The following is a 14,250-nucleotide window of genomic DNA, read 5'->3' as shown; positions in this document are numbered from 1 at the left end:
AAATCATTCCGACTATAAGCGATAATCTTCCACATTTTTAAAACAGTGGAAGAAAGCCATGATGGATGGGATTGTGGAGTCTTTTTCGGAGACCAGCATGAGGTCAGAAATAGTGCCACTTTTCAAAGTGGGTGTCAGCAAACCTTCATGAGCGTGGCTTCGCATCAAGCAAGAAAAATCGCGAGAGGGTACAAGAACTCTCCTCAGCTTATTGATTCGGGTCAGTTAAAAAGTGATCCTATCTATGCTCGCGGAACGAAAGCGGAACAAATGAGTCACGTCTTGCAACAAGCCGATCATGGCAGCATAAAACTATGCTGATGCAAGACCTGATCTTGTCAAACGCTTGTTCATATCAATAACGCAAGCGTTTCTCACCGCGCTCCATTTCACTTCAACCATCATGGTCGAGGAGGACTTATGAGATTACGCCTGCTTTGGTTTGTGCTCATTGAAATGATCGTTTCCACACCTGCGATGAGCCACTCAAATAATGGGTCGAATACTTCCCATCAACTCCCTGAATCGCTCGGGCACAAGGTCCAGAATCTTCAATCCGACCTCGAGGCGAAAGGCTATAAGGTCACGCGCGGGTTCTGGGACCTGTTCACGAGGAACAGAAGGAAGGGAATGGGCTCAAAATTTAAACGAGCGTTACGCTGGCTGATGCTTGCCGCTCTTTGCAGTGCGTCTCTCACAGTGACGATCATCGCGACTACACGGCCGGCGTTGGCCTTTGGCACTGACGGCCTTTTTTCGGAGATTCACGAGCGGATCACGCGGAACGCGTTTCCATTCATGACCTCCGGCATTCTCAATGCGATCGTCGCGGGCAACCTCGACGAGGACGAGGGCGACGCGGCGGATCTTGCCGAACGTCACGCACAGAACTGCCGCTTCCGCGATAGCGCCACCTACATCAACGCAAGATACAGGCAAGTGGTAGAGGCCTTGCGCGAACCGCAGGCAGCAGATCCCAATCGAGCTGCCCGCCTGTTCGGCCATATCTTGCATGGCGTCCAGGACTTCTATTCACATTCGAACTGGATCCCCACGCCGCCTCAAGGACTGGGTATCCGCGGTCGTCTTTTTGATTCGAGCCTGGGCTTATGGGCACTGCCAGCGCCATATTCGATCCTGTTCGATGACGTTGTGGTCATCGAAGGCGATCCTCCAGCAGGTGTCAGTGTACGCTTGCCTGCTGACGCCAACGGCCGCGTCTCGTCTGCGGTGCCTATCGTCCAAGATCGGCGGATTTTTGCAGCATCGGAGGACGGTTCTATTGTCGACAGGACCGTGGTCGGCTCGTCCGGCACCATTGCCGATGGGCGGCAGCTTCGCGGCCTGATGACTTCGGCGGCGCCCCGCCATCCAGGTGATCAGCTGTGCCCGCCCGTTGGAGGCAACTGCGACATCGATAGTCCCGACAACGTCTGCCTGCGTCATGGAGATAAGCGCAGCGCGGGCACGAGCAAGCGTACTTTTGACGGGGCGGGGTACTTGAACCTTGATGGCGGCGGGGGAGGTGATTGGTTTGACGCCCGGCATCACGCCAGGCTCCAGACTCGGCATGAATGGTGCCGGCTCTTGCATCTCTCTCGAGTTATGGACCCGACCTTTGTGGCCCCTAGTCGCCTGTTGGCAACATGGGTCGGAACAGACGCAGGAGTAAACACGCCCCATATTCCGGGTACCCCTTGCGAACGCGGCGCGGCCCGGCGACACCTGGTTGAGATCTCGGCAACACCGGGGAGAAACGCACCATCAAACGTGCCGTTCGTGGTATTCCGCAGCGACTTTACCAGCTCCGCGCGCGCAACCGTTGCGCGTCAGGCCACGAAAACCCTGAAGATCTGCGGTAACACAAGCGAGAGCATTATCGCAGCACTGATGCCCGCGGGCATCAAGGGTGCCACTCTTCTCGTACCGGTGCCGGGAATAGCACGGTCTTGGTCGGTGCGAGACCACCGCGGCGCATTCGACGTGACATTTGTGATCAAAGTCACGCCGAACTCCTGCTGATAGGAGGCGCTGAACTGGAGTCTTTATTTTTTAGTCAGAAACATAGCCTGAATGCTTGAAAAAGTTCAGACATTCGTAGGGATGAAAATGATCTCTGAAGCGGGATGGTATACGCCCATCCTTAATGTTTCTGCAATGTTTGAGCTCAGAAGCTACGCTTAACCAACGCCAAATGTTATGGACGGGGCAATATGCCCCGTCCAGCCGCAAAGTTTAAACCCTCTTCCAGCATTGAGCGCGGTAGGATGCGGTGAGGCACGAACCGCATCGTTCACGATCGATGCGCATTACTGCGTTCAGAGCATTCTACAAGCTGGCCTCCCTAATGTTTCTGCAATGTTTGAATTCAGAATCTATGCTTAACCAACGCCAAACGCTTTGGCGGGGCAATATGCCCCGTCCAGCCGCAGTGGCTGGTTAATGCCGGATATCAGGCAGTCGCTAAGATAAGAAGAGGCCGTATATCATTCGACACTGGAAGATACGCAGTTAACGTTCTGAATAAATGTACTGAGCCTGTTGATTAGAGTGTGATAATCAGACATGATATATGAGAGCCATATAATTATTTATTATGCCTCAATCACCGAAACGGATGCCGCGTCGTCAGGTGGTCGGCAATCAGTTCACAGCGGATTAGCCGCTGAGGGTGAGCTTCCGCATTAGGTGCAAAAAAATTGCGCATATCAATCGCATAGTGAAAAGGTTTTAAACTAATAAGTAAACAACAAGAAGAAGGGAAAATTATGTCATCATCTATCGTCAACAGAGAACGGGTGTTAAACAAAGTCAAAGAATTAAGAGCTTCCACTGCCAAGCCCGATGAGAATCTTTATTCGGAGCTCGATTTGGAATTGGCAGGCCTTTACCCAACCCTACCGATGAACTGGCTTACCGCGCCCCTATTAGCGACTGGAGCAACTTTCGTAGGCTTCCTATACAACTATGGTGCGAGCATGTACGTTTATGTTGATTCGGACGATAAGTGGCTGTATGCAACCAAGAGCACAACAGAAGGGGCGGTTCGCTGGAAGCTGTATCAGGACTCAGTTGGCAACCTAGTCCTCAATGCGACCATCGGTAGTGCGCAATTGTACTTTAACTGGAGAAACACTACAGGTGCCTGTAAGCTCTATGATAGCTATGACAAAATGACTGCGAAGGACTGGGCTCAGACCCAATTCAAAATGTTCAATCCAGATAACGAGGAGTACATAGGAACCTGGTCGACAACCGACAATGAATTGTACAACCGAACAAATATCAGCTACAAAGAGTTTGGGTTCCAGTTTTTTGATCAGAATGCGTTTACACAAGATGATTATCTGATTTACAACGCATATCTAAAGACAATTTAGATTGGGCAACGAAATTGTCTTGCTTGTGCATACAGGCACCTAACAATCGCATGCACTCGGACAGCAAGAAGCTTCGCTCATTTCTCGCGCAGCCTCTTGCTGTCAGTGATGCGTGACGTTATTAAATTTCATCCGTCCGACTTTTCGTTTATTGTTACCTACTGAATGACCGCTTTCAAGACTAACCTGCCATTCGCTTGAAACCGGCGTCTGTCTCTTATTTGGCCGATTTGAGCCAGTCAACATGGGGTTCAATCCCAACCAGTATTTAGAACTGCCATGCCAAGTTCAAAGTTTTACAAATTAACAGCCGTGCTGCTTTAATAGCGCCAGCGGCTTTCGATATATATGGCTGCTTCGATCGCTATGCAACAAGCCCTTAACCGGTCTCCACCAACAAACGGACATCATTAGCGCATTGTTCACTACCTGACTTGCATGTGCCAGGCCCGTGGGTAATCAACCAGATAACCGCCTGCCGGGAATACAGGTCAATCGCCGGCTAAGCACAATCGATCCTTTTCGGCAGAAAGGTAAGCGATGCCGCCGATACCGGCTCGGTTAGGCTAACTTACATCGAATTGCCGATCAGATAATTGGGTGCAATCGGCTGATTATGCTGCCAATTCGCCCTCGCTTTGAATTGATGCTGCGTTTTAACCCGCTTCCGGCATTGATTCAAAGTCTGGCTATTTTTTGGACAATTTAACCAAACTCTATAATTTACAAAAACTTACCCATCATTAGTGTGAGTTGATGACAAGTTTATCCACAGATTTTGTGGATAACTGGCCTTTTGTATTCAGCAAGCAGCGTAGACCCGCCAACCCTGTTACGGATTGGCTGGTTTATGCTGCGCGCGCGATCAGCATGAACGTTGGCGGATTTGCAGTTTTCTCAGGTGACGGTAGCCAGCTTGAGCCTTTATCCAGAGCGATCCAGTCGAACGCCAATTAAAAATTGACATTAACCTGCATCCAGATTTTCTGGGTATCGGTTGAAAACTGATCGGCATCGTAATAAGCGTATTTGGCCATTAACGCATAATGCTTGCCGAATGTCTTGACCGCCATGAAATTCCATTCCTTGCCGTAATGAACTCGACCAGTGTCGTCGTGGAAATCATGGAATACGCCGGTCAGCGTCAGACTGCCGTGGTCCAGGACGGTGCTCAAGGTAGCGAACACATCGCGCACGCCGTCATTGGGCGTGACAAAGAATTGATCCGCCCAGCCTTGAAAGACATGGTTGGTGCCCAGCGGCGTAATGAAGCGTTTGTTGGCGCCATAGCCGTTCAGCTGTTCCATGGCGCCGCGAACGGTAATCAGGTTAAAGGCATTCAAGCCGCCCATCAGATTGATGCGGCCGGCTTCGTAATCGGCCGGGCTGTGCCGATAGTCTCTTTGCAAACTCCATTCGGCCGTATAAAGCGCGGTCAGCTGGTCATTGATCTTTGATTTGCCATCGAAGCGCAGGCCGTAAGTCTGGTTCGACTTGGCATAGTTCTCCTGCTCCGTGTAACCCAGCCAGTAGCCGTAACCGATCAGGTTGCCGTAATTGCCGACTTTATAGTTGATATTCAGTATCGGGGCATTGATATTCTCGGTCGTGCTCGTGGCCGTGTTGACGTTGCCGATATAGCCGGCATTGACGGTCAATCCGGGCAGGGCCTGGCTGTTGTGCGTGATCAATACCGAGTCATAGGTTGTTTCGAGCTGGCGCCAGCCGACATTGCCGATAAAACGGTCATCGTCGAGCTTGATGCGCTGGCGGCCGCCCTTGATAAGCGTGCCGGGAATACCGGCGTAACTGATCCAGAGCTGGTTGAGTTCGCTGGCATCAGGATCGGCGACGGTTGAAAACTCGGGTTTGTTGCCCAGTCCGTTGTTGTAATCGCTCTGCAGCACATAGTTGCCTTCGTATTCAGCATAACCTTGCAGGCCATGGAAAACGGGCGAAAGCAAGCCCAGCCTTAAACGCACGGTATTGGCATTGGCCGTTTTCGGGTTGCCTGGGCCTTTGTCCTGATTGACGTTTTCATAGCGGTAATTCAGGTCAAGCTTCACCGCGCCGTTTTTGCCGTGACGATTGAAGCTAAGCGCCTCTTCAATCGACTCGGTCAGGCCGGCAGCCGGGGCCGGGCCGGCGGCTGCGGACAACGCCAACAAGGTGGACGAGAGGCAACCGGATGATATTTTTCGTCGCATAAAATCTCCTTGTCAGTGCGTGTGATCGCATTCGGCCAGAAATGACAGGATGCTCTCGCGGTACTGATAGTAATCGGCATGCTCGAGCAGGGCTTTGCGGGTGCGCGGACGGGGCAGATCGATAGCCTGAATCTTGCCGATCCGGGCCTGCGGGCCATTGGTCATCATGACTACGCGGTCGGCCAGCAGGATGGCTTCGTCGACATCGTGCGTGACCATGAGCGCCGTTACCTGCGTGCGCTCCCAGACTTCCATCAAAACTTCCTGCAACTCCCAGCGCGTCAGGGAATCCAGCATGCCGAAGGGCTCATCCAGCAACAGCAGCTTGGGCGACAGGGCGAAAGCGCGTGCGATGCCCACCCGTTGGCGCATGCCGTTGGACAGATCGGCGGCTTTTTTATGGAGCGAATCGGCCAGGCCGACGCGGGTCAGATAGTACTCGACGATATCGCTACGTTCGGGTTTTGAGGCGTGCGGATAGACTTTGTCGACCCCCAGCGCGACATTTTCAAAGGCGGTCAGCCACGGGAACAGGCTGGGCGACTGGAAGACCACGCCGCGGTCCGGGCCGGCGCCGTCTATCTCTTTATTGTCGAGGATGATGACGCCTTCCGAGACGCTGTTCAAACCGGCCGTCATCGATAGAACGGTCGACTTGCCGCAGCCCGAATGGCCGATGATCGAGATGAATTCGCCTTTTTTCACTTTCATATCGAAGCCGTCAACGACCTTGATGGTGCTGTTGCCGTCGGGCGTCGGGTAGGTTTTCGACAGTTGGGAAAACTCCAGATAGCGCGGCCGGCTTGAATTGCTGGGGCCGGTTTTCAAGGCCGGATTGTCCGGATGCCAGTCGTGGCGGGTATTGGGCCGCACGTCGGGCAGTCTGATGCTGTCCCGGCCTGCGTCCAGGTTTTTTTTCATGCCGACAGCCATCAGGTACTGCGTGATTTCGGCGCGCAGTTTCTTGAATCGCTCGTTATGGTTCAGGGCCGTCCGGTCTCTGGGACGCTCGATGTCGATGATGAAATCCGGCCCGAACGTGGCGTCGGGGCCGGGATTAAGCGGGATGACGCGGTCGGCCATGTAAATGGCTTCGTCGACGTCATTGGTGATCAGGATCACGGTTTTCTTGTCCTGCTCCCAGATCTGCAGGATCTCGTCCTGCAGCAGGCCGCGCGTCAGCGCATCCAGGGCGCTGAGCGGCTCATCCAGCAGCAGGATGTCGGGATTGGCGGCCAGAGCACGGGCGACATTGACGCGCTGGCGCATGCCGCCCGACAGTTCCGCCGGCTTCTTATTCATGGCGGCGTCCAGATTAACCATGCGCACGTATTTTTCGGTATGCGCGCGGCGCTGTGCCAAGGGCCAGTCCTTAAAAATCTGGTCGACCGCCAGGGCCACGTTTTCGAAAACCGTCAGCCACGGCATTAACGAATAATTTTGAAACACGACGCCGCGGTCCGGCCCCGGCGCCTTGATGGGCTGCCCCCGTTTCAGCACATCGCCGCTGTCGGCTTCGATTAAACCGGCTATCGTCGATACCAGCGTGGTCTTGCCGCTGCCGGAAAAGCCGACGATGGCAATAAACTCGCCGGCTTTGATATCGAGGTTGATATCTTTCAGGACCGAAACTTTATCCTGGCCTGTACCGTAGGACTTGCAGACCTGTTTTAATTCCAGCAGCGGCGCCAGCGCGTCATTGCACGGGGCAGGTGGCTGAAGGGCGGGTTCATTGGCAACAATTTTTAATTTGATCGCGGACATGTCAGCCTCCCGATTAGCGTGTTTGGCCGAAGGAAAATACTTTTTGCAACGACTGCATGATGCGATCGAGCATGAAGCCGATAATGCCGATCGTAAAAACAGCCACCATGATCCGGCTGAGCGAGTTGGAACTGCCGTTCTGGAACTCATCCCAGACGAATTTGCCGAGCCCCGGGTTTTGCGCCAGCATTTCGGCGGCAATCAGCACCATCCAGCCCACGCCCAGCGACAGCCGCATGCCGGTGAAAATATAGGGTAGGGCGGACGGCAGAATGATTTTTCTGATCTGCGTGCGCCAATCCAGGCGCAGGACTTTGCCGACGTTGATCAGGTCCTGGTCGACGGACGAGACGCCGACCGCCGTGTTGATCAGCGTGGGCCATAGCGAGCACAGCGTGACTGTGATCGCCGAGGTCAGGAAGGATTTTTCAAACCAGGAATCGTCCGTCGTGACGTAAACGGAGCTGACGATCAGCGTCACGATAGGCAGCCAAGCCAGCGGCGATACCGGCTTGAAGATCTGGATGAGGGGATTCAGCGCCGTGTTGAAGATAGGGCTCATGCCGCATAAAATGCCGAGCGGTATGGCGGTCAAGGTGGCGATGACAAAGCCCGTGAAAACGGTGCCGAGACTCGTGAAAATCTGGTCCAGATAGGTGGGTTTGCCGGTGTAAGGCCGGATTTTGACGGGCGCGTCCGGATCCTCGGCCAGCAGCTTTTCATTGCGGGCCTGCTGGCGCTGATAAAAGGCGGCTTCTTTCTGCCGTTCCGCATAATGCGCCTCCACCAGTCCGCCTATTTCCTGCCAGACAGCGACAGGGCCCGGAATGGCGCCCAGGCTGGTGTTGACCTTGGAGGCCGAGAAACTCCAAAGGCCCAGGAACAAAATAAAGGCGATGATCGGCACGCCCGCTATCAGCCAGAGCTCGCGGGCTTGGCGCGCGGGATTCTCGCCGGCCGCTATTTTGATGAGCGGTACGAACCAGGTCAGGCCGGTCAGGTTGAAAAAATGGATCAGTTTATTGCTCACAGGACACCTCCCTCTGTGGGGCTTTTGCATGAAGTCTGAGCGGCTCGATGGCTATTAAAAAAAGATGCTTCCCTGCACCTTATAAACTTCCGTTGTTTAGCCAGAGGGCTCACGATCAAGCTTGTTTAAAGGGTTATTCAGTTATCTTGCCGCCGACTATTTTTTGTTTTCCTTTCAAACCGATCGGGAATTTGGCCAGATAGTCGTTGGGCTTGCTGGCATCGAACGCAATCTTGTCGATGAAGAAATCTTGCGCCGGCTTGAGGCCGGTATCGGCCGGGAAATCGCCGGCCTTGGCCTTGCCTTCGGCGATCAGTTCCTTGGCCGCGGCCAGGTAAATATCGGGGCGATAGACTTTTCTGGCCGTTTCCAGATACCAGCTGTCGGGTTTGTATTCGTTGATCTGGCCCCAGCGTCGCATCTGGGTCAGATACCAGACCGCGCTGTCGTAGGAAGGATAACTGGCGCTATTGCGGAAGAACGTGTTGAAATCGGGCAGGGGGCGCTTGTCGCCTTTTTCGTATTCAAAAGTGCCGGTCATGCTGTTGGCGAGCACTTCCTGGTCGGCGCCGACATATTGCGTCTGCGACAGCATTCCGATCGCTTCCTTGCGGTTTTTATTGTTGTCCTCATCCAGCCAAATGGCGGCGCGGATCAAAGCCTTGATGACGGCTTTATGGGTGTTGGGGTATTTGTCGGCCCATGCCTGGGTGACGCCGAACACTTTTTCGGGCGTGTTTTTCCAGAGTTCCTCGTCGGTAATGACCGGCACGCCTATACCCTTGAATACCGCCTGCTGGTTCCAGGGCTCGCCTACGCAATATCCGTAAATGGTGCCCGCTTCGAGCGTGGCGGGCATTTGCGGGGGCGGCGTCACGGATAGCATGGCCTCGGCATCGATCTGGCCCGAGATGTCTTGGGGCGGTTCGTAATAGCCCGGCTTGATGCCGCCGGCCGCTAGCCAGTAGCGCAATTTCAGGTTATGGCTGCCGACCGGAAAGGTCATGGCCATGTTGAAAGGCTTGCCTTGGCTTTTGTATTTATCGACGACAGGCTTGAGGGCATCGGCTTTAACCGGGCGTATCAATTTGCCGTCCGCAACAGGCACGTTCGGCTTCATCTGTTTCCAGATCTCGTTTGAAAGGGTAATGGCGTTGCCGTTGAAGCCCATGCTGAAGGCGGTTACGATATCGGCCTTGGTGCCGAAGCCGATGCTGGCGCCCAAAGGGGCCGGCGCCAGCATATGCGAGCCGTCCAACTCGCCGCTGATGACGCGGTCCAGAACGACTTTCCAGTTTGCCTGGGCTTCCAGTTGCACGTACAGGCCTTCGTCCTCGAAGAACCCCTTTTCATAAGCAACCGCCAAAGGGGCCATATCGGTGAGCTTGATAAAGCCGAATTTCAGGTCTTCCTTCTCCAGTTTGCCAGCCGCAGCCAGATGAGTGGAAATGGTCAATACGGATGCTGCCAACCACAATTTTTTAGCGGTGAACGTAGTTATTATTTTCATAGTGAGCCCTAGACAAAAACCGCGAAAAATAAAAAAGGCGTCTTCGTGCCATTGCCGGATAGCAATGCCCGAAAGACGCCTTTGTCCCGTTTGCTCTACAGTGAGCCGTTTTCTTGACTCCGACGGTGGAGTTCTGAAGTACTTAATGCAATTCGGATGCCAAATGGTAGATCTAGGCTGTTCGTGTTGATAAATGCTGGCTTGGTGATCGCCTGTTGCTCGGATTCGCCTGGGTTTGCCTGTTTTGTGTGCAGAAACCACAGGATTAACGGCACAGGGTTGGTGCGTTTTGCTGAGAATTGGTGCGCCAGAATCGTTATCCGAAGTTACGTACAGGTACAGGCAGACATATATCCCCAAGCAGAATGGGGTTTGCAACTCCGTCCCGCTACAGCATTAATTCGGCGAAGCGGGACTGCAGAAATCGATTAGCGATGGACTTTCAAGTCCTTTATTTGCCTTCCTTGTAAATCAATCAGTCAACTTTTTTGCCGTGTATGGAGATTACAACTGTAGTCCTTATCACGCCTATGTAATTTTTTGTATTGAATATGTAATTTCATCCATCTAATATATCCAGCTTAGCTCAAGCTCAAGCTCAATCTCAAGCTCAAGCTCAAACTCAAGATAAGCTGGATATCAGTTCAGGCTCAAGGTTGATATTTTTGGTTGTCTGGGCGCTTAACTTGACTGCTCGTACTAATCAAGCTTCCAAGTTTGGACTATATGGTGAAATTATCATGCGCTTAGTTAAATTTAAAATCGAAGATGATGTTGAATATTTAGCAGAAGATTTCGTTAACGGATATTTAATCAATCCACTACTTATAGGGGGAAAAATCCCTAAAAAGCCGTTTATTATTCGCAATGAACATGAGTTTTCAGTGTATGGCTCAATTGAGGGCTTTCTCAGATTTTGGGGAACTTTTAAAAGTCTTGACGACGCGCTAGTCTGCGCTAAATATAAATCCATTTGTTACAAGCTCTTAGATGACGACCTTTAACAAATAATTGTTATTGATAAACCTAGTGCAGCAAATTCGAGCCTTACCTCATCAGGAAATCATGTCGGCTTTCTCATCGAGGAAACATAACCCACTATAAAATACTTGGCGGCAATCAAGGCGATCGGGTAAAAGAATCCAGATTTCCGAAATCCTCCTGGCAACGAAAAGTGATGCGTTGGCCGCTTGCTGGCTAAAGGAATATGGACATGGTGCCAAAAGTATTTATTTGCTTTTTTTAGTAATTTTGTTGTCTGCCTGCACGACTTCGGCCATCGCCGCGGAGGACTTACAGCAATTCTGGAATCAATTTCGCCAGGCCGTCGAAAAAAACGACAAAACCAGAGTTGCCGAAATGACTCAGTTCCCTTTGGAAACACGGGGACCAATGGATTCCGATCGAGTAATTCCGGTTGGTCGAGACAAGTTTGTAAAGGAAGTCTACGACAAAGCCATGGATCAACTTGAGGATTCGGTTGTCGTCGGCGGAAAAGTTATTGATAAGAATCTGCGGGAAGCAATCCTGGAGAAAACCACACTGGCCCCCAACGACCAACAAAGCGCCGATTTTGCTTTCATTTTATCCATGGAATTCACACGTATTGGTAACATCTGGAAACTTAGCCGAATATACCTTGAAGAACCATTAGAGGAATGACACGGACGTGACGGCGATCCGACCAGCGGGACGAGGTTTGCAACCCCGTCCCTAACGTTTCTGCAATAGCTGAGCTGAGAGGTTACGCTAAACCAAAGCTGAACGTTTTGGACAGGGCAACATGCCCCGTCCAGCCGCAGTTCAGGGCCGAATGAATTCAGCCCTACAGGCGGGCAAATTGTCTGCCTGCAGCTGATCATTTAAACAGTTCGGCCATCGCGATGACGTTCTTGGCCATTTCACCCAGTGAAATCTTGCGATCCATCGCCAGTTTGCGTAAAGCGCGATAAGCCTCGTCTTCACTGTAGCCTTGGGACTTGATCAGGATCGCCTTGGCGCGATCGATTTGTTTGCGGTCTTCCAGTTGGGTTTTGGTTTTTTTCAATTCCTCTTTCAAGGCCTGCTGTTCCTTGAAGCGGGCGATGGCGATTTCAATGATGGTTTTGATCCGATTGGGGTCCAGGCCATCGATGATATAGGCGCTGACGCCGGCTTTGATCACTTTATTGATGGTATCGGTCTGCTGATCTTCGGCAAACATCACGACCGGTATTGAATGGTTTTGGTTGATGTCCAGCACCATTTCCAGAACCTTGTCGCCGGGCGAGTAAAGGTTCAGCACTGCCACATCGGGCTGCAGGCCGCCGATGACTTCCGGAAGATTCAGCGCTTGCAGTCTCAAGGTTGCCGCCTCATAGCCATGCTGCCGCAGGCTTTTTTCCAGCAGGCGTTCGTTGTCGAATTCCTCGATAATCAGGACTTTGGGCTTCGTCATAGCTATTCCAGCTCAATCTTGACAATAGAGCCGTCCGGCATGATCTCGGTAATGAAATTGCGCGGTTCGTCGAGATATCGCACCAGGCCCACCAGTGAAAGAGAGCAGCCGCCCAGCAGCAGGAAAAAGCCGGCGGGCGACAGGAAGGTCAGCAGAATCAGAAAAATGATGGCGCCGGCATTGCCGTAGGCGCCGACGATGCCGGCCACCTCGCCGGTGATCGCCCGCCTGACCAGCGGCACGAAAGCAAAGATGGCGCCCTCGGCGGCCTGCATGAAAACCGCGCAGATCAAGGTTGCCAGCACGGCCGATGCGATCGACCATTGCGGCGTGATCAGAGCCATCAGCAAATAGCCGCCGGTCAACCCAACGCTGAATAGCGCCAGCGACAACTTGCGGCCGATCTGGTCGCTCAGCCAGCCGCCGGCCGGGCGGGCGATCACGTTGGTGATCACAAAGCTGGAAGCCAGCAAGCCTGCATCCAGCATGGACAGATCCTGCGTGCCGTTGAACGTATTGAAAAAGAATATCGGCAGCATCGACAATACCGCCAGTTTGGAACCGAAGGTGATCAGGTAGGCAATGGCCAGAACGAAGACCTGCCGGTAGCGGTAATGATGGATACTCGGTATCGGCCGGCTCAGGCGCTCGGCGTTGGTTTGAACCAATTGCCAGGCGTGAACCAGAAAGACGGCCAGGATAAACAGATGCATCACTATGGCCCAGCCCGGCGACAGGATCGGGCTGGCCGGCGACGACAGCTTCCAGGTCAGCAATGATAAAGCGGCATACAAGGGCAGCAGGCTGAGAATGTACAGAAACAAATCCTCGATGCTGGTGACTTCCATGGTCGACGCGCGTTTGCTCTTCAATCCGGCCAGTTCGACGGGCAGGTTTTCGACATTGCGGTAATAAATGAACGAATAAACCAGCGCGGTCAGGCCAGTCAGCGCGATCGCATAGCGCCAGCCGTTCTCTGCACCAAAATAAAACGCCAGGCCAGGCAGCACGATGGCGGCGAAGGCCGAGCCGAAGTTGCCCCAGCCCGCGTAAATGCCTTCGGCGGTTCCCATCTGGCTGGACGGAAACCAGTCGCCGATGATGCGCACGCCGACCACGAAGCCCGCACCGATAAAGCCCAGTAAAAATCTCGCCCAGGCCAGTTCGGCGAAATTTTCCGCCAGCGCGAACATGAAGCACGGCACGCTGCACACCGCCAGCAATACACTGTAACTGATCCTGGCGCCGAAGCGGTCTACGACCATGCCGATGATGACCCGCGCGGGAATAGTCAGGGCCACGTTCAGCAACAGAATGATTTCCACCTCGCCGTCGCTGATGCCCAGCTCCTGCTGGATCAGCACCATCAGCGGCGCGTGGTTGAACCAGATGACGAAACTGATGAAAAAAGCCATCCAGCTCATATGCAGAATTTTAATTTTGCCGCGCATGGGCAGCAGCTTGAATGATGCGATTGACATGGTTTGGTTCCAGGTTGGTGAATATCGGTATCTGCCCTGGGATAAAGATCGATGCGATTAAGGGGCAGCCGGATTCACGTCAAGCAGGTTATATGCCACGGGGGAATTAAAGCGCCATTAGCTCATGCCGGCTCCTGATATGAGCCATGATGGTGCGTATTAGCGGTGAATCTGCATTATTTGAGTGCAACGAGAATGGCATATGCGCGCAGCCTATTCATGCAGTCATCGAATTTATTGAAGTGTAACGATTGGCATCGATATTGCTTCTATCAGATTAGAAGTCTCCTTGAACGTTAATTTTGTTTTGTTATGGACAAAGGCGTCCTGTTTGCATGATCCGTCATGTATAGCAGGTCGCCTTTTTTTTTGGGACAAAAAAATGTTCAGGCAAGCCAGCGGGATTTGGCGCCCAAAACGGGCGGCAGACGCAACATAAAA

11 protein-coding genes are annotated in these 14,250 nt (G+C 52.8%); 5 read left to right on the top strand and 6 right to left on the bottom strand.

What is annotated here, in order from left to right; genetic code table 11:
- The first annotated feature begins 420 nt into the window (after positions 1-420).
- The 3 genes from IT781_RS12190 (at position 421) to IT781_RS12180 (ending at position 4,337) form a co-directional block, all read left to right on the top strand.
- The gene (locus IT781_RS12190) at positions 421-2,022 is read left to right on the top strand and encodes a hypothetical protein (RefSeq protein WP_194970436.1); all 1,602 of its coding nucleotides are present in this window, start codon (positions 421-423) and stop codon (positions 2,020-2,022) included.
- Between the two features lie 746 nt (positions 2,023-2,768).
- Complete coding sequence (locus tag IT781_RS12185; protein WP_194970435.1) at positions 2,769-3,380, top strand: hypothetical protein; 612 nt, start codon at positions 2,769-2,771, stop codon at positions 3,378-3,380.
- A gap of 756 nt (positions 3,381-4,136) precedes the next feature.
- A complete protein-coding gene (locus tag IT781_RS12180) occupies positions 4,137-4,337 on the top strand; it encodes a hypothetical protein (RefSeq protein WP_194970434.1) in 201 nt (66 codons plus the stop codon).
- Here IT781_RS12180 and IT781_RS12175 read toward each other — a convergent pair.
- The 4 genes from IT781_RS12175 to IT781_RS12160 all read right to left on the bottom strand — a co-directional run bounded on the left by IT781_RS12175 (position 4,334) and on the right by IT781_RS12160 (position 9,891).
- Positions 4,334-5,587 carry an alginate export family protein gene (locus IT781_RS12175; protein WP_194970433.1) on the bottom strand — a complete coding sequence of 418 codons (1,254 nt, stop codon included), beginning with the start codon at positions 5,585-5,587 and terminating at the stop codon, positions 4,334-4,336. The genes IT781_RS12180 and IT781_RS12175 overlap by 4 nt on opposite strands.
- Before the next feature lie 12 nt (positions 5,588-5,599).
- The gene (locus tag IT781_RS12170) at positions 5,600-7,351 is read right to left on the bottom strand and encodes an ABC transporter ATP-binding protein (protein ID WP_194970432.1); all 1,752 of its coding nucleotides are present in this window, start codon (positions 7,349-7,351) and stop codon (positions 5,600-5,602) included.
- A gap of 13 nt (positions 7,352-7,364) precedes the next feature.
- Positions 7,365-8,381, bottom strand: a complete 1,017-nt coding sequence (locus IT781_RS12165) for an ABC transporter permease (RefSeq protein ID WP_194970431.1) — start codon at positions 8,379-8,381, stop codon at positions 7,365-7,367.
- 133 nt (positions 8,382-8,514) lie between these two features.
- Positions 8,515-9,891, bottom strand: a complete 1,377-nt coding sequence (locus IT781_RS12160; RefSeq protein ID WP_194970430.1) for a CmpA/NrtA family ABC transporter substrate-binding protein — start codon at positions 9,889-9,891, stop codon at positions 8,515-8,517.
- Between the two features lie 686 nt (positions 9,892-10,577).
- On the opposite strand from IT781_RS12160, the gene IT781_RS12155 reads away from it, so the two are divergent.
- Both IT781_RS12155 and IT781_RS12150 read left to right on the top strand, forming a co-directional pair.
- Complete coding sequence (locus tag IT781_RS12155) at positions 10,578-10,895, top strand: hypothetical protein (RefSeq protein WP_194970429.1); 318 nt, start codon at positions 10,578-10,580, stop codon at positions 10,893-10,895.
- A gap of 178 nt (positions 10,896-11,073) precedes the next feature.
- Positions 11,074-11,553 (top strand): hypothetical protein, encoded by a 480-nt coding sequence (locus IT781_RS12150; RefSeq protein ID WP_194970428.1) that lies wholly within the window; start codon positions 11,074-11,076, stop codon positions 11,551-11,553.
- A gap of 196 nt (positions 11,554-11,749) precedes the next feature.
- Here IT781_RS12150 and IT781_RS12145 read toward each other — a convergent pair whose 3' ends face one another.
- Together IT781_RS12145 and IT781_RS12140 are read right to left on the bottom strand one after the other, a co-directional pair.
- The gene (locus tag IT781_RS12145; RefSeq protein ID WP_194970427.1) at positions 11,750-12,328 is read right to left on the bottom strand and encodes an ANTAR domain-containing response regulator; all 579 of its coding nucleotides are present in this window, start codon (positions 12,326-12,328) and stop codon (positions 11,750-11,752) included.
- 2 nt (positions 12,329-12,330) lie between these two features.
- Positions 12,331-13,809 carry an MFS transporter gene (locus tag IT781_RS12140; RefSeq protein WP_194970426.1) on the bottom strand — a complete coding sequence of 493 codons (1,479 nt, stop codon included), beginning with the start codon at positions 13,807-13,809 and terminating at the stop codon, positions 12,331-12,333.
- Positions 13,810-14,250: the final 441 nt, after the last annotated feature.

The sequence above is a fragment of the Methylobacter sp. BlB1 genome (assembly GCF_015476545.1).
In the GTDB taxonomy this organism is placed as follows: Bacteria; Pseudomonadota; Gammaproteobacteria; order Methylococcales; family Methylomonadaceae; genus Methylobacter.
The sequence above is the reverse complement of the archived record's forward strand: the minus strand, read 5'-3'. Positions and strand labels throughout refer to the sequence as shown.

Bases quoted from the DNA above. Each gene is read 5' to 3' on its own strand.
- IT781_RS12190 (WP_194970436.1), top strand. From the start codon at position 421: ATGAGATTACGCCTGCTTTGGTTTGTGCTCATTGAAATGATCGTTTCC.
- IT781_RS12185 (WP_194970435.1), top strand. From the start codon at position 2,769: ATGTCATCATCTATCGTCAACAGAGAACGGGTGTTAAACAAAGTCAAA.
- IT781_RS12180 (WP_194970434.1), top strand. From the start codon at position 4,137: ATGACAAGTTTATCCACAGATTTTGTGGATAACTGGCCTTTTGTATTC.
- IT781_RS12175 (WP_194970433.1), bottom strand. From the start codon at position 5,587: ATGCGACGAAAAATATCATCCGGTTGCCTCTCGTCCACCTTGTTGGCG.
- IT781_RS12170 (WP_194970432.1), bottom strand. From the start codon at position 7,351: ATGTCCGCGATCAAATTAAAAATTGTTGCCAATGAACCCGCCCTTCAG.
- IT781_RS12160 (WP_194970430.1), bottom strand. From the start codon at position 9,891: ATGAAAATAATAACTACGTTCACCGCTAAAAAATTGTGGTTGGCAGCA.
- IT781_RS12145 (WP_194970427.1), bottom strand. From the start codon at position 12,328: ATGACGAAGCCCAAAGTCCTGATTATCGAGGAATTCGACAACGAACGC.
- IT781_RS12140 (WP_194970426.1), bottom strand. From the start codon at position 13,809: ATGTCAATCGCATCATTCAAGCTGCTGCCCATGCGCGGCAAAATTAAA.